The 22201-nt window shown below is 61.7% G+C and carries 17 protein-coding genes and 1 riboswitch; of the genes, 13 read left to right on the top strand and 4 right to left on the bottom strand.

The genetic code is table 11. The features are described from left to right. Positions 1-84 precede the first annotated feature (84 nt). Positions 85-1284: a DSD1 family PLP-dependent enzyme gene (locus ACYVIT_RS23095; protein WP_415804801.1), complete on the bottom strand. Its 1200-nt coding sequence runs from the start codon at positions 1282-1284 to the stop codon at positions 85-87. A 158-nt stretch (positions 1285-1442) separates the two neighbouring features. On the opposite strand from ACYVIT_RS23095, the gene ACYVIT_RS23100 reads away from it, so the two are divergent. From ACYVIT_RS23100 to gluQRS, 4 genes are all read left to right on the top strand, one after another. Next, complete coding sequence (locus ACYVIT_RS23100; RefSeq protein ID WP_415804802.1) at positions 1443-2405, top strand: TAXI family TRAP transporter solute-binding subunit; 963 nt, start codon at positions 1443-1445, stop codon at positions 2403-2405. Positions 2406-2483: 78 nt separating this feature from the next. Next, complete coding sequence (locus ACYVIT_RS23105) at positions 2484-4517, top strand: TRAP transporter permease (protein ID WP_415804803.1); 2034 nt, start codon at positions 2484-2486, stop codon at positions 4515-4517. 208 nt (positions 4518-4725) lie between these two features. Beyond that, positions 4726-5184, top strand: coding sequence for a Smg family protein (locus ACYVIT_RS23110; RefSeq protein WP_094824010.1), 459 nt, complete (start codon positions 4726-4728; stop codon positions 5182-5184). A 3-nt stretch (positions 5185-5187) separates the two neighbouring features. Next, on the top strand, positions 5188-6069 hold the full coding sequence (gene gluQRS, locus ACYVIT_RS23115; protein WP_415804804.1) for a tRNA glutamyl-Q(34) synthetase GluQRS: 882 nt from the start codon (positions 5188-5190) through the stop codon (positions 6067-6069). Here the strand turns inward: gluQRS and ACYVIT_RS23120 are convergent. After that, the gene (locus tag ACYVIT_RS23120) at positions 6057-8888 is read right to left on the bottom strand and encodes a GDYXXLXY domain-containing protein (protein WP_415804805.1); all 2832 of its coding nucleotides are present in this window, start codon (positions 8886-8888) and stop codon (positions 6057-6059) included. The two genes, gluQRS and ACYVIT_RS23120, sit on opposite strands and share 13 nt — an antisense overlap. 62 nt (positions 8889-8950) lie before the next feature. Between ACYVIT_RS23120 and ACYVIT_RS23125 the strand changes: the two genes are divergently transcribed. From ACYVIT_RS23125 to ACYVIT_RS23150, 6 genes are all read left to right on the top strand, one after another. Then, entirely contained in the window at positions 8951-11560 is a 2610-nt protein-coding gene (locus tag ACYVIT_RS23125) for a DNA topoisomerase III (protein ID WP_415804806.1), read from the top strand. 200 nt (positions 11561-11760) lie between these two features. Further along, complete coding sequence (locus ACYVIT_RS23130) at positions 11761-12828, top strand: ABC transporter substrate-binding protein (RefSeq protein ID WP_415804807.1); 1068 nt, start codon at positions 11761-11763, stop codon at positions 12826-12828. A gap of 100 nt (positions 12829-12928) precedes the next feature. Beyond that, positions 12929-13699, top strand: coding sequence for an ABC transporter ATP-binding protein (locus tag ACYVIT_RS23135; RefSeq protein ID WP_460478293.1), 771 nt, complete (start codon positions 12929-12931; stop codon positions 13697-13699). A gap of 14 nt (positions 13700-13713) precedes the next feature. Continuing rightward, a complete protein-coding gene (locus tag ACYVIT_RS23140; protein WP_415804809.1) occupies positions 13714-14565 on the top strand; it encodes an ABC transporter permease in 852 nt (283 codons plus the stop codon). Positions 14566-14578: 13 nt separating this feature from the next. Further along, on the top strand, positions 14579-15370 hold the full coding sequence (locus ACYVIT_RS23145) for an SDR family oxidoreductase (protein ID WP_415804810.1): 792 nt from the start codon (positions 14579-14581) through the stop codon (positions 15368-15370). A gap of 57 nt (positions 15371-15427) precedes the next feature. Then, on the top strand, positions 15428-16864 hold the full coding sequence (locus ACYVIT_RS23150; RefSeq protein WP_415804811.1) for an aldehyde dehydrogenase family protein: 1437 nt from the start codon (positions 15428-15430) through the stop codon (positions 16862-16864). Positions 16865-17391: 527 nt separating this feature from the next. On the opposite strand, the gene ilvB is transcribed toward ACYVIT_RS23150, so the two are convergent. Then, the gene (ilvB, locus tag ACYVIT_RS23155; RefSeq protein ID WP_415808237.1) at positions 17392-19215 is read right to left on the bottom strand and encodes a biosynthetic-type acetolactate synthase large subunit; all 1824 of its coding nucleotides are present in this window, start codon (positions 19213-19215) and stop codon (positions 17392-17394) included. A 93-nt stretch (positions 19216-19308) separates the two neighbouring features. Here ilvB and ACYVIT_RS23160 point away from each other — a divergent pair, with 93 nt between their 5' ends. The 3 genes from ACYVIT_RS23160 to ribB all read left to right on the top strand — a co-directional run bounded on the left by ACYVIT_RS23160 (position 19309) and on the right by ribB (position 21514). After that, on the top strand, positions 19309-19782 hold the full coding sequence (locus tag ACYVIT_RS23160) for an Lrp/AsnC family transcriptional regulator (RefSeq protein WP_415808179.1): 474 nt from the start codon (positions 19309-19311) through the stop codon (positions 19780-19782). 140 nt (positions 19783-19922) lie between these two features. Further along, positions 19923-20450 carry an SET domain-containing protein gene (locus ACYVIT_RS23165; protein ID WP_415808180.1) on the top strand — a complete coding sequence of 176 codons (528 nt, stop codon included), beginning with the start codon at positions 19923-19925 and terminating at the stop codon, positions 20448-20450. Between the two features lie 39 nt (positions 20451-20489). Next, positions 20490-20641, top strand: a riboswitch (FMN riboswitch). A 135-nt stretch (positions 20642-20776) separates the two neighbouring features. Then, entirely contained in the window at positions 20777-21514 is a 738-nt protein-coding gene (gene ribB, locus ACYVIT_RS23170; RefSeq protein ID WP_415808181.1) for a 3,4-dihydroxy-2-butanone-4-phosphate synthase, read from the top strand. A 125-nt stretch (positions 21515-21639) separates the two neighbouring features. Here the strand turns inward: ribB and ACYVIT_RS23175 are convergent, their stop codons facing one another. Beyond that, positions 21640-22155 (bottom strand): nucleoside 2-deoxyribosyltransferase, encoded by a 516-nt coding sequence (locus ACYVIT_RS23175; RefSeq protein WP_415808182.1) that lies wholly within the window; start codon positions 22153-22155, stop codon positions 21640-21642. Positions 22156-22201: the final 46 nt, after the last annotated feature.

Consider the following 22201-nt stretch of genomic DNA (forward strand, 5'->3'; position numbering starts at 1 on the left):
AAGAATTTAGCACCGTATTGTTGCCGCTGGCGCAGTACGCGCCAGGCAATCGACATAGACGGGCCGGTGCCCCCCGCCTGTACGTTATCGGCTCAACCCTCGGGCAGCGATATCCCACACGCCCTCGACCACGCCGTTGCGGTAGGTCACGAGCTGGTCATGCAGATTGAATGTCGGGTCCACGTGAGACGGGATCAGACGGAGCGTGTCGCCCAGACGCACGCCTGTCCCCTGGGAATACGCCTCATCCGAGGCCGATTTGGCGCCTGGACCCTGAGGGATCGATGCGGCCTGAAGCGTCTTTAACACGCCGTGCTCATCATTCGCGGCCGTGTATTGCAACCCGACTGATTCCGCGATCCGGGGCAAACCACACTCCACGGTCGTCGATTTCAGGCCCGCATCCACGATCACACGGTCGGCGGCGGGCATACTCATCACCGTGGTGAGCAAAAACAGACTGTTGCGAAAAGCCAACGCATCAGACCAGTCGTTCGCACCATAGTCGCCGTCCATGAACGCGTACGAACCCGCTTGCAACTCGGTGTAGACGCCCGAAGCGGCATCAAACTCGGCGCTGCCGGTCCCTGCACCGGTAATGCGATCACAGGCGATGCCCGCCGCGCGCAGATGGTTGGCATAGTCTGCGGCAGTCTGTGCGGCCCGAGCCGCCACCGCTGCCCGCTCGCCATGACTACGCACGTGCTGCACCGAGCCATGATAGGCCTGCAGGCCGCCAAAACTCACGCCAGGCAGGGTTTGAGCCTGTTGTGCCAGTGCCAACACCAAGGCTGCATTCGACACGCCGCAACGCCCTTGGCCGACATCGACCTCGACCAACACCTCGACCTCTGCCTGGGCCTGCACCATGGCGGCCGAGATATCGGCCAAATTCCCTGCATCATCTACGCATACGCTGACACGCGCCACACGGGCCAATTGCGCCAGCAGGGCCAGCTTGGCCGGACCCACGACCTCGTTACTGATATGGATGTCGTCAATACCTGCCTCGACAAACGGCAGTGCTTCGCTGACCTTTTGGCAGCAGATCCCGCGCGCACCCAATGCGATCTGACGCCGCGCGACCTCCGGGCATTTGTGGGCCTTGCCGTGCGGCCGCAGGTTCACGCCATGACGATCCGCCCAGGCCTGCATCGCACGCAGATTCGATTCGAACGCATCCAGATCCAGCACCAGGCTGGGCGTGTCGACGTGCGCGAGCAAATCGCCTGGCACTGCGGCTGGCGGCAACGTCAAAATCGGGGCGGCAGGGATGGCGGCCATGGATGCGCGTTTCCTTTTCGAACGAACATGCACGCCATCGGATCTGGCGTACTGGACAAGCACATAGTGTATCCCCCAGGCAAACCCTATGCCTCCTGGAATCACCCCCGTGACAAAATCGCGTGGGGATCGAAAACACCCGCACCTGGAGAAGCTTCATGTCGTTGAAAAACTGGATCAAGACCCTGACTCTCGCGTTGGCCGTTGCCGGCAGTGTCGGGACTGTGCACGCACAGCAATTTTTCCGCATCGGTACCGGCGGCACTGCGGGAACCTACTATCCTGTCGGCGGCATGATCGCCAACGCGATTTCGCAACCCGGCAAGCTCATCGCGACGGCGGTTGCCTCGAATGGTTCAGTCGCCAACATCAACGGCATCCTGGGCGGCTCGCTCGAAGCCGGCTTCACGCAATCCGACGTCGCTTATTGGGCCTATACCGGCACAGGGACGTTCGACGGCAAACCCAAGGCCGAAAATCTGCGCTTGATCGCTACCCTCTATCCCGAAAGCATCCACCTCGTGGCACGCAAGGGCTCCGGCATCAAGTCCGTCGCCGATCTGCGCGGCAAGCGTGTCTCGATGGACGAGCCCGGCTCGGGCACCTTGGTAGACGTTCGCCTGATTCTCGGGGCGTACGGGATGACCGACAAGGACATCAAAGCCGAATACCTGAAGCCGAACCAAGCCGGCGACAAGATCCGTGACGGAGGCCTGGACGCATTCTTCTTTGTAGGTGGCGCACCCGCCGGTGCGATCGCGGAACTGGCTTCCAGCGGCGCAGGCATCGAGCTCGTCCCTCTGGTCGGCCCCGAGATCGACAAACTGCGCAGCGAACAAGAGTTCTTCACGCCCGACACCATCGCCGCCGGCATGTACCAAGGCGTGGGCGAGATCAAGACCATCTCCGTCAATGCGCAAATGGTGACGTCCGCCAAACTGTCCGACGAGACCATCTACGACATCACCAAAGCCCTCTACAGCGCGGAAACCCGTAAAGTGCTCGACAACGGTCACGCCAAAGGCAAATTGATCACCAAGGAAAACGCCGTCAAAGGCGCTGGCATCCCGTTCCATCCGGGCGCCGAAAAATTCTACAAAGAAGCCGGCCTGCTGAAGTAAGCCGTATCGCTTGCAGTATCTCTCTCAGCGCGCCGGAACGCACCCCGGCGCGCTGCGTTTCTTTTGACAGGCCTGGCGATGGAAATCGATCACGATAAAACCCAGCAACTCGCGGAAAAATTCGATTCCGAAATCCGCTTCCGGCCACTGGCCAAAACCGCCACCGCGATCGTGTCGGTCCTGCTCGTATCGCTGTCGATATTTCACTATTACACGGCAGGATTTGGCCTGTTGCGCGAGGCCACGCACCGCGGTGTGCACCTGGCCTTTGTGCTGAGCCTGATTTTCCTCGTGTTCGGTTTCAGCAAATCGCATTATCAGCGCGAGCCCCGTTCGACGCTGCTATCGCCGGGCGGCGTGCCGTTGTACGACTGGATCATCGCCATCGTGCTGGCCCTCAGCGTGCTGTACATCCCGTACATCTTCGAAGACCTGGCGTTCCGCGTCGGCAACCCGCTGCCGATGGATGTATTCATGGGTTCCGTCTTGATCATCGGCCTGCTGGAGGGCACGCGCCGCGCCATGGGCTGGCCCTTGCCCATCATCGCGCTGGTGTTTCTCGCCTACGCTGCATTCGGACCCTGGTTTCCCGGCCTGCTCAAGCACGCTGGCAATACCTGGCCGCAGATCGTCAACCACATGTACCTGACCAGCCAGGGCATTTATGGTGTCGCCGTAGGCGTGGTCGCCACCTACGTCTTTCACTTTGTGCTGTTCGGTGTGCTGGCCAGCCGTATCGGCCTGGGGCAATTATTTCTGGACGTCGCCTCGGCCATCGCGGGCCGTTATGCCGGAGGTCCTGCCAAAGTTTCCGTCTTTGGCTCGGCCATGTTCGGCATGCTGTCGGGCTCATCGGTCGCCAATGCCGTCACCGTAGGATCGCTCACCATCCCGGCCATGATCCGTATCGGCTATCCGCGCCACTTCGCTGCGGGCGTCGAAGCCGCGTCCAGCACCGGCGGACAGATCACGCCACCCATCATGGGAGCCGCGGCTTTCCTGATGATCGAATTTCTGGACATCCCGTATCAACAGATCATCATGGCCGGTATCTGTCCGGCCTTTCTGTATTTCTTTGGCATGTTCATGCAGGTGCACTTCGAGGCAAAGCGTGAGGGATTGCGCGGCTTGCGGGAGGACGAAATGCCCAATCTGCGCGACTCGTTCAAGCGCCGTTGGCCGACCCTGCTGCCTCTCATTGCCCTGATCTCGGTATTGGCCAGCGGCCGCACCCCTTATCTGGCCGCGTTCGCCGGCATCACAGGATGCATCCTGGTAGGCCTGCTCAACCCGCTCCAACGCCTGAAATGGCGCGACCTGTACGACTCCTTCGAAACCGGCGCCAAATACGCGTTGGCAGTCGGTGCAGCCGCAGGCACAGTGGGACTGGTCATCGGTGTCGTCACCCTGACGGGCGTGGGCTTCAAGGTGTCGTACATCGTGATCTCGGCAGCCCAGTTCATCTCGGGCGGTCTGCATTCCGTCATTCCGGAATTCCTGGCGTCGGCACAAACCCTGACCCTGATGGCCGCCCTCGTCATGACCGGCATCGTGTGCGTGCTGATGGGTTGCGGTGTGCCCACCACCGCCAACTACCTCATCATGGTCGCCATCGCCGCGCCCATCCTGGTGCAACTAGGCGTTCAGCCGATTGCCGCGCACTTCTTCGTGTTCTATTTCGGCATCCTGGCAGACATCACCCCGCCTGTCGCACTCGCCGCCTATGCCGCAGCGGGCATGGCGGGCAGCGATCCATTGCGAACAAGCGTCACCGCCTTCAGGTTGGGCATTACCAAATTGATCGTGCCCTTTGTGTTCGTCTTTTCCCCGTCGCTGCTGATCTCGGTGCAAGGCTTCACGTGGTTTGCCTTCCTGGAAACGCTGATAGGCTGCATGATCGGCCTGGTATTGTTGTCGGCCGCCTTTTCGCGCTACATGCTGGTCAGCATGAAATCGTGGGAACGTTGGTTATGCATTATCGGCGCGCTGCTGACCATCATTCCGGGCTTTACCAGCGGCATTGTGGGCCTGGCTATCTGCATCCCGGTATTCATCCGCCAACTGGCGCAGCTAAAGGCCGAAAGAACCGACAAGGTACTACCGGTGACGTGACCCTCCCATAGTGCAAAGTGCCACGACCCGCGTCGGCGTCTCAAAAACCCCGCGGCCGGCGCACCCTTTTTCCCCCACCGTGGCAATAAAAAAACGCCCTGAACCCCTCAAGTTGCCCCCAATGACAATTCAGCGTACATTTAAATTCACGTTTGCTGGTTTGCCGATATGCGGGCCGACTGGGCAAACAGGCACTACTTTGCGCCATATGTTCGATATCCTCGTTTATTTGTTCGAAAACTACTACACGCCGCAAGCCTGTCCCGCGGCTGACATCCTGGCCAAACGCCTCGCTGCGGCCGGCTTCGAGCACGACGACATAGACGACGCCCTGGGTTGGCTATATGGTCTGGCGGAAACCACCGAACGCTGCGTCGATCTGGCCCAGGTGCCCAGCACCGGCACGCGCATCTACGCTGACTCCGAATACCGGCAACTGGGGTCCGAGTCCATCGGCTTCATCGCCTTTCTCGAATCAGCCGGCGTCCTGCCCGCCCCCTTGCGCGAAATCGTCATCGACCGTGCACTGGCCGCCCCCGAAACCCCGGTACCACTGGCCAAGATCAAAATCATCGCGCTGATGGTGCTCTGGAGCCAGGAAGCCGACATCGACAACCTGGTCCTGGAAGAGCTGCTCGACGACGACGGTGCACGCCGGCTCCACTGAGCCGTGCGCTACGTCGGCCGCTTTGCCCCCAGCCCCAGCGGGCCTCTGCACCTGGGCTCGCTAGTCGCAGCCTTGGCCAGCTGGCTGGACGCGCGCGCCCAGACTGGGCGCTGGCTGCTGCGCATCGAAGACGTCGACACGCCTCGCACCGTCCCCGGCGCCGCGCAGACCATCATGAGCCAGCTGCGCGCCATGGGCCTGCATTGGGATGGGGATATCCTGTGGCAATCTCAACGCAACAACACTTATCAACAGGCTTTTGACGCGCTGGCAGCGCGTGGACTGGTCTACGGTTGCGGTTGCACCCGCCGGGAAATCGCGGACTCCGCGTTGCGCGGGACCTTGCCGGCGCTAGACGGGGAACGCCCCTATCCCGGAACCTGCCGTCATGGCCTGCCGCCAGGCCGCCAAGCGCGTGCCTGGCGGCTCCGTGTACCCGAAGGCACCGAAACCTTTATCGACCGCTGGCTGGGCCCTCAGCAGCAAAATGTCGCACTGGCAGTGGGCGATTTCGTTCTGCGCCGAGCGGATGGCCTGTGGGCATATCAATTGGCCGTCGTCGTGGACGACGCCGAGCAAGGCATCACCGATATCGTGCGAGGCGCCGATCTGCTCAGTTCCACGGCCCGTCAACGCATCCTGGCCCGCCTGTTGGGTGCCGTACCTCCGCGTGTCATGCATGTGCCGTTGATCACCGACCCCGACAGCGGCCTCAAATTGTCCAAACAGAATGGCGCCGCGCCGCTGGATACGGCGCAGCCTTTGGCGATGCTGACGCAGGCTTGGCAGGCGCTGGGCTTTGCCCCCATCGCCGCAAGCACACCGGAAATGTTTCTCGCCCAAGCGATCCCGCAATGGGCCCGACGCTTTCCCTACAGCGGCTGACGATCCTCGCCCAGCATGCGCACCAACAATCCCGTCCCATCGTCGCCCACCCGTATTTCACCGTAACGCGCCCGCGCATAGCGATCGGCCTGGCCTTCCGGAAAGAAATACGCGTTCGTGACAATCCGCACGTCGCGATCGCGGATGCGATAGCGCAATGCAATTTCGTTACCCGCAACCGGTTGTGCATCGGCTTGCGTCCGAACCCGTTGCGCCACGCCATCGCCGTCCGGCACTAACACCACATAACCATCGGTAGGCCGCTTGGCGACCCCATCGGGATCGAAACTGGGCCGCAACTGATCACCTACCGCAAAATTCAGCGCCATGTAGTCGCCCTGCATCAACGAACGCGGATCGACTGGCGCCAACTGAAGAACGACGACTCGCCCCTGAGTGAGCAGGGTCTCTCGTTGCCAGATCGTGTGGTTAACCACCGCCAGCACCAGGATCAGCCCGCCCAACACCACCGCTGTACGCCAGCGCAATGCCGATGTCACAGGGGCAGGGAGGGTCACCTCAGGCAATTCGATCGTCTTCATCCAGCGGGGCACCAGATACACCAGCGCACGCAGGACGAATAACAGCAACGCAGCGCCGCCTAGCCAGAATGCCTTATCGAGCAGCGGGATTTCCAATTGGTAGTAGTACACCAACAGATACACCAGCAAGCTCAGACCGCCCACCATCGTCAAGCGCGGTTCACGCAACCCGAAGCCCAGCAACATCCAGGCCAGTGCGAACGCCACACCCGGACTGGGCAGCCAAAATAGCGCCAACGCCAACAGCCCCAGCGGCACACCCCACACCACACCCGAAGTCAACACGCGGCGACGCGGCCACAGCACCGCCCACGCGCACGCCACCGGCAGCAGTACCCCCAGAACCATGATCAGCGCCACAAACGCGTCTGCACGCCACAAGGCGGGCCATCGCATCAATGACACGCCGCCCGCCAGCCACACCATGGTCTGCACTGCCAATGCGAAAGCCCAAGCCAACGGTTTCAAGGCCTCGAACCTGGCATGCACCGGTGCGTCGAAAGCAACGGGATCCCCACCGGGCACGACGTCGCCAACGGATGCTTCGCCTTTGCTATCAACCGGTCCTGGCAGCGTGCCCGGCTGCCCGCGAAACAGGCCCAGCGCAGGGGCGTAGCTCAGGAAAAACGCAATCGCCGCCGTCCAGGCGCCAGCCACTGCCACGGGCAGCCACACCCTCGTCGCGCCAATGGCCTCGTAGTCCAGCCATTCCCACATCCCGTCAGCCTGCATAAACCCGGGCACCAGATACTGCACGATCAATCCCGCCAGCGCCATGGCCATCATGCCCGCGCTCAAGAAGCGCAACAGCGTCTCGGCACCCAACGCATACACCACAACCCCCAGCACTAGAACATAGAACCACGTGCCGGAATCAAAATAGGAAGACGAGTCAGGATAGAGCAGGCCGAAAAACACCAACAGCTGGCCCGCAAATCCCACCGCGGTCAGACACTGCCGCCAGAACAGCCCCGCCGGAACACGCAACCCGCCCACGGCCAGCGCACACAGCACCACCCCGGCAATCTTCGCGCCCGTACCGGAGTCAATCAACTCCGAGGCCACCACAAACAACAGCAGCAACAGCGTCGCCAGCCATGCGCTCAAGGCCAACAGTCCTTGCACATACCAGGGAGGATTCGCCTGATGGGGCATGCCGGCCGGCTGCACCCGCGCACTGGTTGCGCGAGCGTCATCTGCCAGCACTCTCGCATCATGCCCGGCGGCCTCGAGCTGTGATGCCCTGGCCGTCTGCCCGGTATCGCCCGCCGATACGCCGTGCGAATGACTTGCCGTGGTCGCCGCCTGCCCTTGTAACACAGCATCGTCAACCGCAGCCCCCGACGGCGGCCACACGGGTGCCGGCCGTGCTGCCAGACGGCGCAACCATCCAGCCGCCATCACGGCCTCGCCTATCAGCAGGGCCGCCAGGGGCAATGCCGCCCAGAAATCGTTGGCGATCTCCACCAGCAGCTCACCGACGACCCGTAGCGACATCCCGATAACACCCGCTGCCAGCAGGGCCAGAATGACCAGGTCACGGCGCACATGTTGGTAGTAGTAGCCGAGCCCCAGCGTCGTCAGGATCCAGAGCAGCCCCGCGCTGGACCCCAGCCCATACAACGGCGCGTAATCAAAAAACATCGCGATCCCGAGCAGGCTGAGAATCCATGCCACGAGCACCCTGGGTCCCAGTACCGTACTGGCGCGCCAGCGCCAACTGGCGGCCTCCCAGCCGGCCAGGAACAGCAGATTCACGACCGCCACTGCCACCATCTGCTGAGCAGGCGCCAGAATCCACAGAAACATGCTGCCCTCTTGCACGTAGAGCACCATGGCAATATTGACGACCACCAGCCACAGCAGCCATACCGCCTGACTCATGGCCACCAGCGCCCAGGGCAGCAGCAGCATTCCCCACCAGGCGAAAAGCTCCCAGGTATCGGCCCCCGTTTGATACGTCTGCCCCAGCAAGGCCAACAGCGCACCCAGCAGCAGCCCGGCAAGCGCCAGCAGGGCATCGGGCCCGTACCGGCGGGCGCCGTCAGCCGCACGCAGCCGCCAGCCGAGCCAGGCGGCCGCCACCACGCAGACTGCCAACAGGACCTGCGCCCCCGCGAAACGCTGGGTTTTTGACAGCGCCTCCCAATTGGCCGCCACCCCGCAAATTACCGCACTCCCGAGCAGCCAAATGCCCAGCCACAGGGTGCCGCGAGACAAAAATTGACGCCAAGCGTGCAATTCCGATCCCACCTTAATTTCCGGCTTGACTTGCATGCGGCGAATCTCCCCTCGTATTATCCGCGCTACACCGGCGGGTCTACCGCCAATGGATACCCATGAGCAAAACGCTGATTATTGCCGAGAAACCCTCGGTCGCCCTTGATATCTCCCGCGCCCTCGGAGGCTTCGCGCGCGAGGGTGACTATTTTGAAAGCGAACGTTACGTACTGGCTTCCAGTATCGGACATTTGCTGGGCTTGGTCGCACCCAATGATCCCGTCAAGGGAAAATGGAGCTTCACGCACCTGCCCGTCATTCCGCCTGAATTCGAACTCGGCCCTGCCGACAAGAAATCGGCCGAACGCCTCAAACTGCTGGTCAAGCTGGCCAAGCGCAAAGACGTGGACAGCCTCATCAACGCCTGCGACGCCGGACGTGAGGGCGAACTCATCTTTCGCTACATCATCCAGTACGCGGGGGTCAAAAAGCCCATTAAACGGCTCTGGCTGCAGTCCATGACCCAGGCTGCCATCCGCGAGGCCTTTTCGAACCTGCGCGATGACGCCCAGCTCAAGCCACTGGAGGCTGCCGCGCGCTCGCGCGCCGAGGCTGACTGGCTGGTGGGCATCAACGGCACCCGCGCCATGACGGCCTTCAACAGCAAGGACGGCGGCTTCTTCAAAACCCCCGTGGGCCGTGTGCAGACCCCCACGCTGGCCATCGTGGCCGAGCGCGAGGAACGCATCCGCAGTTTCGTGCCGCGCGACTACTGGGAAGTCCACGCCACCTTTGTCGCCGCTGCCGGGCTCTACCAGGGCCGCTGGATCGATCCGGATTTCAAGAAAGACGAACGCGATCCCGAAAAACGCGAATCGCGCCTCTGGTCACAGGCCGCCGCCCAGAGCGTCGTAGCGGCTTGCCGCGAACAGCCTGGCACCGTCACCGAGGAATCCAAGCCCTCGACCCAGATGTCGCCAGCCCTGTACGACCTGACGTCGTTGCAGCGTGAGGCCAACGGCCGTTTCGGTTTCTCTGCCAAGACCACCCTGGCGCTGGCCCAGACGCTGTACGAACGCCACAAGGCCTTGACCTACCCGCGTACCGATTCGCGCTATCTGCCCGAAGACTACCTGGGCACCGTGCGCGACACCATGCAGGCGCTGGCCAAGGGCGGCTCCAACGCCGTGGGACAGCTGTCGCGCCACGCCGACACCGTGGTCACGCAAAACTGGATCAAACCCAACCGCCGTATCTTCGACAACAAAAAGGTGTCGGATCACTTTGCCATCATCCCCACACTGCAGATCCCGCACGATCTCAGCGAGGCCGAAGGCAAACTGTACGATCTGGTGCTCAAGCGTTTCCTGGCGGTGTTTTTCCCCGCGGCCGAATACCGTGTCACCACCCGTATCACCGAAGTCCAGGGCCATCGCTTCAAGACCGATGGCAAGGTACTGGTCGCGCCGGGCTGGCTGGCTGTCTATGGCAAAGAAGCCCAGGGTGAAGACGCCAACCTGGTCCCTGTCGCCGACAACGAAACCGTCCGCACCGAAGACGTCGAGGCAATCGGTCTGTCGACTAAACCGCCGGCCCGCTACAACGAAGCCACGCTGCTGTCCGCCATGGAAGGCGCCGGCAAACTCGTGGACGACGAAGAGCTGCGCGAAGCCATGTCCGAGCGCGGCCTGGGCACGCCGGCCACGCGGGCAGGCATCATCGAAGGCCTGTTGGGCGAAAGCTACCTGCGCCGCGAGGGCCGCGACCTGGTGCCCACCGCCAAGGCCCGCCAGTTGATGACGTTGCTGTCCGGACTGGACGTCACAGAATTGACCTCGCCCGAACTCACCGGCGAATGGGAACACAAGCTCAAACAGATCGAGCAGGGCGGATTGGGCCGCGAGGCCTTCATGCGCGAGATCGCGCAGATGACCCAAATCATCGTCAAGCGTGCCAAAGAGTACGAGCGCGATACGGTGCCTGGCGACTATGCCACCCTGAAAACCCCGTGCCCGAAATGCGGCAGCGTCGTCAAGGAAAACTACCGCCGTTACGCTTGCACTCAGTGCGAATTCTCGATCGGCAAGCATCCCGGCGGCCGCACCTTTGAGTTACCCGAGGTCGAAGAACTGCTCGCCAAACGCGAGATCGGCCCCTTGCAGGGTTTCATCAGCAAAATGGGCCGGCCCTTTGCCGCCATCCTGCGTATCAGCGACGAATACAAACTCGAATTCGACTTTGGCCAAAAAGACGAAGAAGACAGCGAGGCCGTCGACTTCTCAGGCCATACGCCGGTCGGCAACTGCCCCAAATGCAATTCGCGCGTGTTCGAGCATGGCCTGAGCTATGTGTGCGAGAAATCGGTCGGTCCCGACAAGACCTGCGATTTCCGTTCGGGCAAAATCATCTTGCAGCAAGAGATCTCACGGGATCAAATGCACAAGCTGCTGACCGACGGCCGCACCGATTTGCTCGAGGGCTTTGTCTCCAGCCGCACGAACCGCAAATTCAAGGCGTTCCTGGTGCGCCAACCCGACGGCAAAACCGGCTTTGAATTCGAGCCCCGCGCAGCCAAACCCGGCCGCGCGCCGGCAAAAACGGCGAGCAAAACGGCCGGCAAGACAGCGACCAAAACCGCCACGAAAGCCGCCGCAAAGAAAGCTGCACCCAAAAAAGCGGCAGCAAAAAAGGCCACGGCAAAGAAAGCGGTAAAGAAAACCGCTAGCTGATCGCCAGCCTATGGCCCGGGAGCGATTGACGCACTTCAGTCAGCGTCGTTCGCCGCCGGCCATTTTTACGGCGCACGAGTTATCCACACCCGGATGGCCCGTACGCCGGCAGACAAAGACCGTGGTCCGCCACGGTCTTTGCACATTTGCAGTATCGTTGTCCTCAAACAGCCGTGTCACTACAACATTTCAGGACGACAATGCAGCGCTATCCCTTGAAATCGGGTTCTTACACCCGCCGCCATTTTCTTGCCTGCTCCGCCGCGCTTGCGGGAACGAGCCTGCTCGGCACCCCGGCGTTGAGCCGGGCTGCGCTCGGCAAGGCCGCGTTTGGCCTGGGCAGCATTGATCCTTTCTTCGCCGCCGCTTACGTCGCCTTCAAGAAGGGCTATTTTGGCGAGGGCGGCCTGGATGTCGAATACCTGAACTCGCAAAGCGGTCCCCGGACCATGCAAATGCTGGCGGCAGGGCAGATCCTCTTTGGCGCCACGGCCGCGACCGCCGCCCCGGCATTGACACTGGCCGGCAAGCCCGCCAGCCTGATCTTTGGCTTTGACCGCAAACTCACCTACGCCAATGTCATCGTACGGCGCGAGGATTTCGACAGCGGCAAAATCAAGACCCTGAAAGACCTGGCGGGCAAGCGCGTTGGCGCAACACAACCGCAATCCAGCACCTGGCTCATGGCCGTTTATCTGATGCAGCAGGCCGGCATCGCCGACCAGGTCGACATTCGGCCCCTGGGGGACCTGGCCACCATGCTGGGCGCGCTGAAAACCGGCTCGATATCGGCCAGCATGGCGACCATGTCCATGATGGAACAGGCGCAAGCCGAAGGGTGGGGCGTACCGATTTTCGACGCCACCACCGAAGCCTCATGGAATGCCTTCATGGGGGGCGACGTCCCGGGTATCGCTGCCCTGACCCTGCAAGACACCATTCAAAAGCGCCCTGAAGTCGTACAAGCCTTTGTGACGGCGCTGGTCAAGGCGCAGGACTTCATCACCGCCAACAGCGCACAGGCCGTGACTGACGCGATCTACGACGATTACCTTCATGCCTTTCCCCGTCCGGCTATCGAAAAAACCCTGGGCATCTACAAGGAAACCGTCTTCCTGAAAGACAACCTCATCACCGAGGACGCCTACAACCGGATGGCCGGCATCATGGGCGACGGACGTCAATTCTCGAACGAAGAAATGAAAAAAGTCCCCTACGCCAGCTGCGTGGACATGTCCTTTGTACGGCAAGCCCGGAAAGCATCGTAAGTTCCATGAGGCCCCCGGATATTCAACGCATGTATGAGGACCTCGTCGGCGATATGCCGCTTTTCAGCACCCTGCACGGCGATGTCCTCGGGAGCCGCGGATGATAGAACTCATAAACGTCGGTAAAGCCTACCAGGCACGCGGCGGCACGGTGCATGCCGTAGGCAACGTCTCGCTGTCCATTGCCGAAGGCGAATTTGTTTCCATTGTCGGACCCTCCGGTTGCGGCAAGAGCACATTGCTGAACATGATGGCGGGCTTCCTGCCGCCCACGACCGGCACCATCCGCGTAGCGGGGGCGCCCGTCAATGGCCAAGTACCGCCAGCGCTGGGCTACATCTTTCAGAAAGACACGTTGCTGCCTTGGTACAACGTGCGCAAAAACGTCGCGTTGGGCCTGAAATTTTTGGGCGTGCCTGCGGCCGAGATCGATCGCCGTGTCGCCGGGCTGCTCGAACTGGGCCACCTCAGCGCTTTCGCTCAGGCCTATCCTCACCAGTTGTCGGGCGGCATGCGCCGCCGCGTCGCGCTCTTGATGAGCCTGGCCGTCGAGCCCCGTATCCTGTTGCTCGACGAGCCCTTCGGCGCCTTGGATACGCATACCAAAACACACTTGCATCGCGAACTCATCGAGATCTGGCGCAAGCTCGGCCAAACCGTCGTCATGGTCACCCATGATCTCGACGAAGCCATCACACTCTCGGATCGGGTCATCGTGCTGTCGGGACCGCCGAGCCACGTCCTGCTCGATGAACGCATTCAGATTCCGCATCCGCGCGATGTTTTTGTGTTGCGTGAAACCCCGCAGTTCGTCTCCCACGTGCAAAGCCTCTGGAGCGTGCTGGGCGAGCAATTCCGTACGGCTGCCTGACCGCTCTGATATCCATGACTGCTTCCGACGTTTCCACCCTGCAAGACCAACTGCGCGAAGACCGGCGAGCTCAGGTACACCGCCGGCTGCGCATTACCGCGTGGCAAATCCTGATCCTGGCCATCATCATCGGCGGCTGGGAAATCCTGACCCGTATCCCCTGGTTCGCCCAGAACACCATCTTTGACCCGTTTTTCATCAGTCAGCCCTCGCGCATCGCCGTGCGATTGTGGGAATGGCTGCAACCGGGGCCCCGGTCCGTCTGGCCGCACTTGTGGCTGACCCTGCAGGCCACCCTGGTAGGCCTCGTCGTCGGTGTGGGCAGCGGATTCCTCGTCGGCATGGTGCTCAGCCGCAGCCGCATGCTGGCGGATGTGTTCAACCCGTTTATCGTGGCATTCAACTCGATGCCGCGCATTGCCTTTGTTCCCCTGATCACCATGTTTTTCGGATTGGGCCTGGCGTCCAAAGTCGTGACATCGTGGTTCGTGGTGTTCTTTCTGGTGTTCTTCAACACCTACAAAGGGGGGCGCAGCGTCGAACGCGAACTCGTCGATTTCTGCCGCACGCTGGGCGGTTCGCCGCGCCAGATCCTGTGGCGCGTCCGCGTTCCCACCGCCGCCGCCTGGACCTTTGCCGCGCTGCCCAACGCCATCAGCTTTGCGCTCATCGGCGTCGTACTGGCCGAATTCGTCGGATCCACCACGGGCATGGGCTATCTGATGGTCACCGCCTTGGCCACGCTGAACGCGACCGACATGTTTGCCGCAGTCACCTTGCTTTCCCTCGTCGGTATTGCGTTAGTCTATGCTGTGACGTGGATTGAGCGCAGACTGTTGCATTGGGCGCCCGAGTTCCGCGATTGATTGATATCCAGCCATGAATACCCCGACTGCCTCCCAAGCTTATCTACAACGCTTTTCCCTGGCCGGCCACGTCGCCCTGATCACGGGATCCGCGCGTGGCCTGGGCCTGTGCATGGCACGCGCCATGGCCGGTAGCGGTGCGCATGTCCTCATCAATGGCCGTAGCGCCGACGCCACCGAGGCCGCAGCGCATACGCTGCGCGAGCAAGGCCTGGCCGCATCGGCGCTGCCGTTTGATGTGTCTGACGACGCAGCCGTCGCCCGCGCATTCGAGCGCATCGACCGTGAACATGGACGCCTGGACATCCTGGTCAACAACGTCGGCGCCCGTAACCGCAAAACGCTGCAAGCCATTACCGCAGCGGAAATCCGCGCATTGATCGATACCGATCTGGTCGCTGGCATGGTGCTGGCCAAACTCGCCGCCGAACGCATGGTGCGCCAAGGTTCAGGCCGCCTCATCACCATCACATCGGTGGCGGGCGAATTGGCACGTCCCGGAGACGCCGTCTATCCTGCGGCCAAGCAAGGGCTGACCGGCATGATGCGCGCGCTGGCTGTCGAATTCGGTCCGATGGGCATCACCAGCAACGCCATCGCGCCCGGAACCTTCGCCACCGAAACCAATGCCGCCATGGTGGCGGACCCCACGATCAGCGAGCGTATCTGCGCCCGCAACCCGACCGGACGTTGGGGCCAACCCGAAGAAATCGCCGGCGCTGCCGTATTCCTGGCATCGCCTGCCGCCTCGTACATCAACGGCCAGGTGCTGGCGGTGGACGGGGGTTTATCCATTTTGTTTTAGCTGCCCGGCACCCACCCGCCGGCATTTTCTGCAACGACACACTAGAGGTTCTCAGGCATGAAGCAGCATTTCATTGATAACCGTTCCGTACCCGGTCTCTCGGGCGAAACCATTCCCGTCATCGATCCCTCTACGGGACAGGAATACGACGCCATCCCGCGCGGCAATGCGGCCGACATCGACGTCGCCGTGCGCGCGGCGCGCAAGGCCTACGACGAAGGCGCCTGGGGCAAACTCACCGCGGCCGAACGCGGCCGGCTGATGCTGAAACTGTCGCTGAAGATCCTCGACCACATCGACGAACTGACCGAGATCGAATCGCGCGATTGCGGCAAGCCCACCAAACAAGCCCGCGCCGACGTCACTGCCGTGGCGCGCTATTTCGAGTACTACGGCGGTGCGGCAGACAAGCTGCACGGTGAAACCTTGCCCTATCAAAACGGCTATACCGTACTGACGCTGCGCGAACCGCATGGCGTGACTGGCCACGTGGTGCCATGGAACTACCCGCTGCAGATTTTCGGCCGCAGCGTGGGCGGTGCGCTGGCAGCGGGCAATGCCTGCGTCGTCAAGCCCGCTGAAGACGCGTGCCTGTCGCTGCTGCGCCTGGCTGAGCTGGCAGCCGACGTGGGCTTTCCGCCGGGTGCGATCAATATCGTCACGGGCTATGGTCATGAGGCAGGCGATGCGTTGACGCGTCACCCAGGCATTGACCACATCTCGTTCACGGGCTCGCCTCGCATCGGCGTGCTGGTCACCCAGGTCGCTGCGGAACGCCATGTGCCGGTGACGCTGGAGCTGGGCGGCAAGTCACCGCAGATCGTGTTCGGCGACGCGGATATCGACGCATTGATTCCGGTGGCTGTGAATGCCATCGTGCAGAACTCGGGGCAAACCTGCTCGGCAGGCAGCCGTCTGCTGATTGAACGCAGTGCCTACGATCGTGTGCTCGAGCGCTTGTCCCAGGCATTTTCGGCGCTGCGTACCGGGCCCGCGACGATGGACTTGGATTGCGGTCCGTTGATTCGCAAAACGCAGCAGGAACGCGTGCAGGGCTTTCTCAAGGCTGCTGCGCAGGACGGCATCGCTACCGCTGCGCAGGGCAAAGTTGCCGATGGTGCGCCCGCTGAAGGCTACTACCAGGCTCCGACGCTGCTGCGCGATGTGCCGGTCGATCATCGTCTGGCACAGGAGGAAGTCTTCGGTCCGGTATTGGCCGCCATGCCGTTCGATGACGAGGCCGATGCAGTGCGTATTGCCAACGCCACGGAATACGGTCTGGCCGCCAGTATCTGGACTCGCGATGGTGCGCGCCAGCTACGTATCGCTCGCAAGGTGCGCAGTGGGCAGGTCTTTATCAACAACTACGGGGCGGGGGGCGGGATCGAACTGCCGTTCGGTGGTGTCAAAGCCAGCGGGCATGGGCGTGAGAAGGGCTTTGAGGCGCTTTACGGGTTTACGGTGTTGAAGACGATTTCTATCAAGCACGATTGATAGGTGGTGGTGTCAGTGCGGGTCAACGCATCGTACTGAGTTCTTTAGGCGCCGGCGTCCGTCGCGTATAGGCGCTGCCGGCCCTATCGCCCAGTCTGGCCGCCTGCGCGGCCAGACTGCCCTTCACCTGCCTTGCCAGGCGGGGCGGCTGGGCAAACTCGCTCCGCTGCGCTCCACTCAAACATGCCCAGCCGACTGCCCCCCGCCTGACAAGGCAGGTTCGGCGGGCTCTACGGGCCGGCAGCGCCTATACGCGACGGACACCGGCTCGCAATGTCTGCAGGTTACGGATGCTTTGATGCGGTGGGTCGTGCTTTGAATGACGGCCTAGTTGTGGTGAGGGACTGCGGTGGCATGCCATGACTGTGAGTCGCGGGCGGTTGCCATGGGCCATGCTGGCCTTTTGAGCCGCGATTTAGCCCGCGAAGCGGGCCGAGGCCCCTGGTCATGGGCCGAGTCGCGGCGACTAGGCCAGCGTGGCCCATGGCAACCGCCCGCGACGTGTTAACAGCGAAAGACCCACGCCATCAAACGCTGTCATCCTCGTACCAAACCCCTTCAGCCAACATCATCCGATGATGCCCCTCGCCAGCAGGCATCATGGGAAAACAGTTTTCCTGCGCAGCCACCGCAACGTCCAGAAAATATGGCCCAGGATGCGCCAGGCATTGCGCCAACGCCTCATCCAGCTGCGCCGGATCGTCCACCCGTGCCGCTCCCCAGCCGAACGCCTTGGCAACTGCAACGAAATCGGGCAGAGATGCGTTGTAGCTGTGGCTATAACGTCCACCGTGAATCAATTCCTGCCATTGGCGCACCATCCCCATATAGCCGTTATTGCACAGCACGACCTTGACGGGCGTGTCATGCTGCATGGCAGTGGATAACTCCTGGATATTCATCAACACCGAAGCATCGCCACTGACACACACCACCGTTTTATCGGGATGTGCCACTTGCGCGCCGATTGCAGCCGGCAGCCCATAGCCCATCGTTCCCGCACCGCCCGAGGTCAACCAACGATTCGGTTTATCGAAACGTAGATATTGCGCGGCCCACATCTGGTGCTGGCCTACATCGGTGGAAATGATCGCGTCGTGGCTGGCCAATGCAGTGTTCAACTGCTGCATCAACTGCTGCGGCAAGATCGCTTCCGGCGTGGGTGAGTAGGCCAGGCAATCTTTCGCACGCCATGTGTCGATCCGGCGCCACCAGTCGGCCAGTCTCGCGGCCGGCAGGGGATGCTCGTTCAGCGCACTGCGCAGTGCATCGATCAAAGGCAGGCAATCGCCAACGAGAGCGACATCGACGCGCACGACCTTGTTGATGGATGCAGGATCGATGTCGATATGGATCTTGCGGGCATGGGGGCAAAATTCGGCGAGTTTGCCGGTGATGCGATCATCAAAGCGCGCACCGATGCATACCACCAGGTCGGCCTCATGCATGGCCATGTTGGCCTCTAACGTGCCGTGCATGCCCAGCATGCCCACGAATTGAGGATCTGATGCGGGAAACGCTCCCAGGCCCATCAATGTCAGCGTGCAGGGCGCCCCCGTGTGACGCACGAGATCGGTGAACGCCTGGCAGGCCTGCGGGCCGGAATTGATCAGGCCGCCACCACCATAAAAAACGGGCCGACGCGCCTGTGCGATCAGGGCCGCAGCACGGCGCACTGCAGTTTGCGGCAGTTTCAATGGGGCTTTGCCCGCTTGCCGGCGCGCGCGCAATGCGGCGACACGCGAGCCTTCTGAGAGCTCTGCCGTCTCGGGCGATGACGACAACGGGGTCAACTGCACGTCTTTCGGAAAATCCACGAGCACAGGCCCCGGCCGTCCCTGACGCGTCAGATCAAAGGCGCGCCCGACCACATCGGCCACGTTATCGACGGTGCGAATCTGGGTATTCCACTTGGTGACGGAGCGCGAAATCCCCATGGCATCGCACTCCTGGAAAGCGTCCGTGCCAATCGCGGTGGTGGCCACCTGGCCGCTGATGCACAACACCGGAATCGAATCGCACATGGCATCCAGCAAACCGGATGTCGTGTTCGCCATCCCCGGACCCGAGGTCACAAATACCACGCCGGGCCGGCCGGTGGTGCGGGCATAGCCTTCAGCGGCGTGGACTGCCGCCTGCTCATGGCGCACCAGCACGTGACGCAAACGCGGCTCGGCGTACAGCGCATCGTAAAGCGGGAGTACGGCGCCCCCCGGATAACCGAACACAGTATCGACACCACGCGCAATCAACGTGTCGAGCAAAATTTGCGCCCCGTTGCGGGCGGGGCGGGAGTCGGAATTCAAGGCGGCGAGGGCGCTGGCGTGGAGTCGATCGTTCATAGTGGATATCTTATGCCTTTCTGCCCAGAAGATTTCTCTTATTTTCTCCAAATTCCGGGATTTTCCAGTAAATTAATCTTTGTTTTTAAGGAAACCCAGAAAATGAAACTAGACAAATTTGATCTTGCCATTTTGAGGGCCTTACAGCGAAACGCCCGAGCCAGTCTCAATGAGATCGGCGCCGAGGTCGGCCTGTCGTCCACGCCGTGCTGGAACCGCATCAAGCGCATGGAGTCCGCGGGCGTCATTCGCGGCTATACGGTGGATCTGGATCCTGCCAGTCTGGGCTTCATGGATACCGTCATCGTGCACATCACGCTGGAAAGCCACAGCGAGGAAACCCTTTACGAATTTGGCCGCGCGCTGGCGCAGATTCCTGAGGTCCTGGAGGCCTTTCTCGTATCGGGCGACTATGACTACTACATCCGCATCGCCGTGCGCGACACGCGCGACTATGAACGGCTATTGCGCGAACAGCTTTATCGCATTCCGGGCATTCGCCATAGCAAGTCCTGTTTTGTGTTGCGCCGATTGAAGGAAACGCAATTGCCCTTGAATACGGAGATCACCACGTGACGACCGCGCAGAACGCGTTGCCTTGCCCCATGCACTTGTCCACCCAAAAGGGCCACGCGGATCTGGCAAAACGCATCGCTTAGGGACTGTCATCCATTGCACCTATAATCCCCGCTGGCCCGCTACCTGGCTTTGCCTTCATGACCACTGCAGAATCCCCCAAGCCCTGGCACGTCGTGCGCCGCTCCAAGCTGCACGGCAATGGTGTCTTTGCTGCCCGCAAGATCCCCGCCGGCACCCAGATCATCGAATACCAAGGCGCACGCATCAGCGCCAAGGAAGCCGATCGCCGTCACCCCACCAACCCCGACGATCCGTTCCACACGTTCTTCTTTTCGCTGAGCTCGGGCCGCGTGATCGACGGCGGCGACAACGGTAATGATGCTCGCTGGATCAACCATGCCTGCGAGCCCAACTGCGAATCCCAGGAAAGCGCCGGCGGCAAGCGCGTCTTCATCACCGCACTGCGCGATATTGCGCGTGGCGAAGAACTGTTCTACGACTATGGCCTGGTGCTCGAGGACAAGATCACCAAAAAGCTCAAAGCAGCTTATCTCTGCCTGTGCGGCGCGCCGACCTGCCGCGGCACCATGCTGGCGGTCAAGACAAAGAAAAAGAAAAACAAGAAAGACAAGAAGGCCCTGAAAGATCAGGCCTCCTCGGACTAGGCGTACAATGTCCTTCGTGCCGCGTGTTGCGGCATAGCAGTACGTCTTCAGGGCGGGGCGAAAATCCCCACCGGCGGTAAGCCACAATTGGCGAGCCCGCGAGCGCCCGGTCTGTCTCATGGCAGCCGGGGTCAGCAGATCTGGTGCGATTCCAGAGCCGACGGTTACAGTCCGGATGAGAGAAGATGTGCCAGCTGAACCCACCCAATCGCGGGCAATCCGTCTCGGCCATAGGCCGTCGCGCGCTGCTTGGCTGTTGTACGGGCAAAGATGGCTATCATGTGCCCTGAAACGTTTTTCGCCACCTTTTTTGCGAGAGCGTTTCAATGTCTAGCGTTATTTCTACCGCAATTCCCACCAGCCACAGCGCCGGTATCCCAGCCTCACCGTATTCCCCGCCCGATCTCTACGCGCAACCGTTCCAAACCCGGCTGACGCGGGCATTGCATCATCTGCGCCTGGGCCGTCCCGTCATCTTGATGGACGATTTCGATCGCGAAAACGAGGCCGACCTGATCGTCGCTGCCGACAAGCTCACCGTCCCCGTCATGGCACAACTGATCCGCGACTGCAGCGGTATCGTCTGCCTGTGCCTGACCGATGAGACCTTGGATCAGTTGCAGTTGCCCCCCATGGTGGCACGCAACGAAAGCCGCTTCAGCACCGCGTTCACGGTGTCTATCGAAGCCCGCAACGGCGTGTCCACCGGCGTCTCCGCCGCCGACCGCGTCACCACGATCCGGGCCGCGATCGCCACCAGTGCCCAAGCCGACGATATCGTCAGCCCCGGCCATGTGTTTCCCTTGCGGGCGCAACCGGGTGGCGTGTTGACGCGGCGTGGCCACACCGAAGGCTCGGTCGATCTCGCCGTGCTGGCAGGTCTGCGCCCAGCCGCCGTATTGTGCGAGCTGATGAATCCCGACGGCACCATGATGCGCGGCCCGGCTATCGCACGCTATGCAGCGGAACATGGCTTGGTCGCCTTGACCATTGCCGAGCTGGCCGATCATCGACGTCAATTAGAACGAGCGGGCGCAACAGCGCCAGATGCTGTCGCCGCGTAATTAAAACGAGCCAGACAGACGCTGACCCCGCGTGCTTCATGCCAACGCTGATGGCGACGTAACGGGCCTGACGGTCTAACGATCGTCAGGCCTCAAACACCGTGATACGCCTGCGGCTTGATCCGTCAGGCGTCTTGCGCATGATGCAGCGTCCGCGCCATACGAGCCAGGCACTCTGCCGCATCCCCTACGACCACCGACGCACTGCAGGCCAGCATCAAATTAAGATTCAGGCCAAAGTCCTCGACGGTATAGCCTTCGCCATCAACATGACGCGGCGGATCATCATGTTGCGCGACCGCCAGACGTTGCACCAACGAATCCGCCTCGTCCACATAGGCCCATACCGGCTTGCCCAGTGCCGAGGCATAGCCCACCTCGAACGCCGTCCCCGAGTCGGGCTCCGCGCCGCGAAACGCATTCAGATTCGCCATCACCGCATCGGCCTGACGAATGAGCGCGACATTGGCCTCGTAGATCCACTGCGCCAAAGCCCGTCCCGACAGATGGGCCGGCGCCTGGTTGTCCAGGGGATACAGCCCCTCAAAGCCATAGCGGCGGCATTGCCGTTTCAACCATGCACCGTAAACCAGCGAGTCCGCACGAAACACGTCAAAGCCCGCCAGGTAGATCGTCTTCATCGGTTACCTCAGTCTGCGCACACCACACCGCCCAGGCCTGCGCGGC

The organism is Bordetella muralis, from assembly GCF_054781015.1.

What these genes read in the sequence shown, in the direction of transcription:
- ACYVIT_RS23095 (WP_415804801.1), bottom strand. Translation starts at nt 1,284, where the DNA reads ATGGCCGCCATCCCTGCCGCCCCGATTTTGACGTTGCCGCCAGCCGCA.
- ACYVIT_RS23100 (WP_415804802.1), top strand. Translation starts at nt 1,443, where the DNA reads ATGTCGTTGAAAAACTGGATCAAGACCCTGACTCTCGCGTTGGCCGTT.
- ACYVIT_RS23105 (WP_415804803.1), top strand. Translation starts at nt 2,484, where the DNA reads ATGGAAATCGATCACGATAAAACCCAGCAACTCGCGGAAAAATTCGAT.
- ACYVIT_RS23110 (WP_094824010.1), top strand. Translation starts at nt 4,726, where the DNA reads ATGTTCGATATCCTCGTTTATTTGTTCGAAAACTACTACACGCCGCAA.
- ACYVIT_RS23120 (WP_415804805.1), bottom strand. Translation starts at nt 8,888, where the DNA reads ATGCAAGTCAAGCCGGAAATTAAGGTGGGATCGGAATTGCACGCTTGG.
- ACYVIT_RS23125 (WP_415804806.1), top strand. Translation starts at nt 8,951, where the DNA reads ATGAGCAAAACGCTGATTATTGCCGAGAAACCCTCGGTCGCCCTTGAT.
- ACYVIT_RS23130 (WP_415804807.1), top strand. Translation starts at nt 11,761, where the DNA reads ATGCAGCGCTATCCCTTGAAATCGGGTTCTTACACCCGCCGCCATTTT.
- ACYVIT_RS23135 (WP_460478293.1), top strand. Translation starts at nt 12,929, where the DNA reads ATGATAGAACTCATAAACGTCGGTAAAGCCTACCAGGCACGCGGCGGC.
- ACYVIT_RS23140 (WP_415804809.1), top strand. Translation starts at nt 13,714, where the DNA reads ATGACTGCTTCCGACGTTTCCACCCTGCAAGACCAACTGCGCGAAGAC.
- ACYVIT_RS23145 (WP_415804810.1), top strand. Translation starts at nt 14,579, where the DNA reads ATGAATACCCCGACTGCCTCCCAAGCTTATCTACAACGCTTTTCCCTG.
- ACYVIT_RS23150 (WP_415804811.1), top strand. Translation starts at nt 15,428, where the DNA reads ATGAAGCAGCATTTCATTGATAACCGTTCCGTACCCGGTCTCTCGGGC.
- ACYVIT_RS23160 (WP_415808179.1), top strand. Translation starts at nt 19,309, where the DNA reads ATGAAACTAGACAAATTTGATCTTGCCATTTTGAGGGCCTTACAGCGA.
- ACYVIT_RS23165 (WP_415808180.1), top strand. Translation starts at nt 19,923, where the DNA reads ATGACCACTGCAGAATCCCCCAAGCCCTGGCACGTCGTGCGCCGCTCC.
- ribB (WP_415808181.1), top strand. Translation starts at nt 20,777, where the DNA reads ATGTCTAGCGTTATTTCTACCGCAATTCCCACCAGCCACAGCGCCGGT.
- ACYVIT_RS23175 (WP_415808182.1), bottom strand. Translation starts at nt 22,155, where the DNA reads ATGAAGACGATCTACCTGGCGGGCTTTGACGTGTTTCGTGCGGACTCG.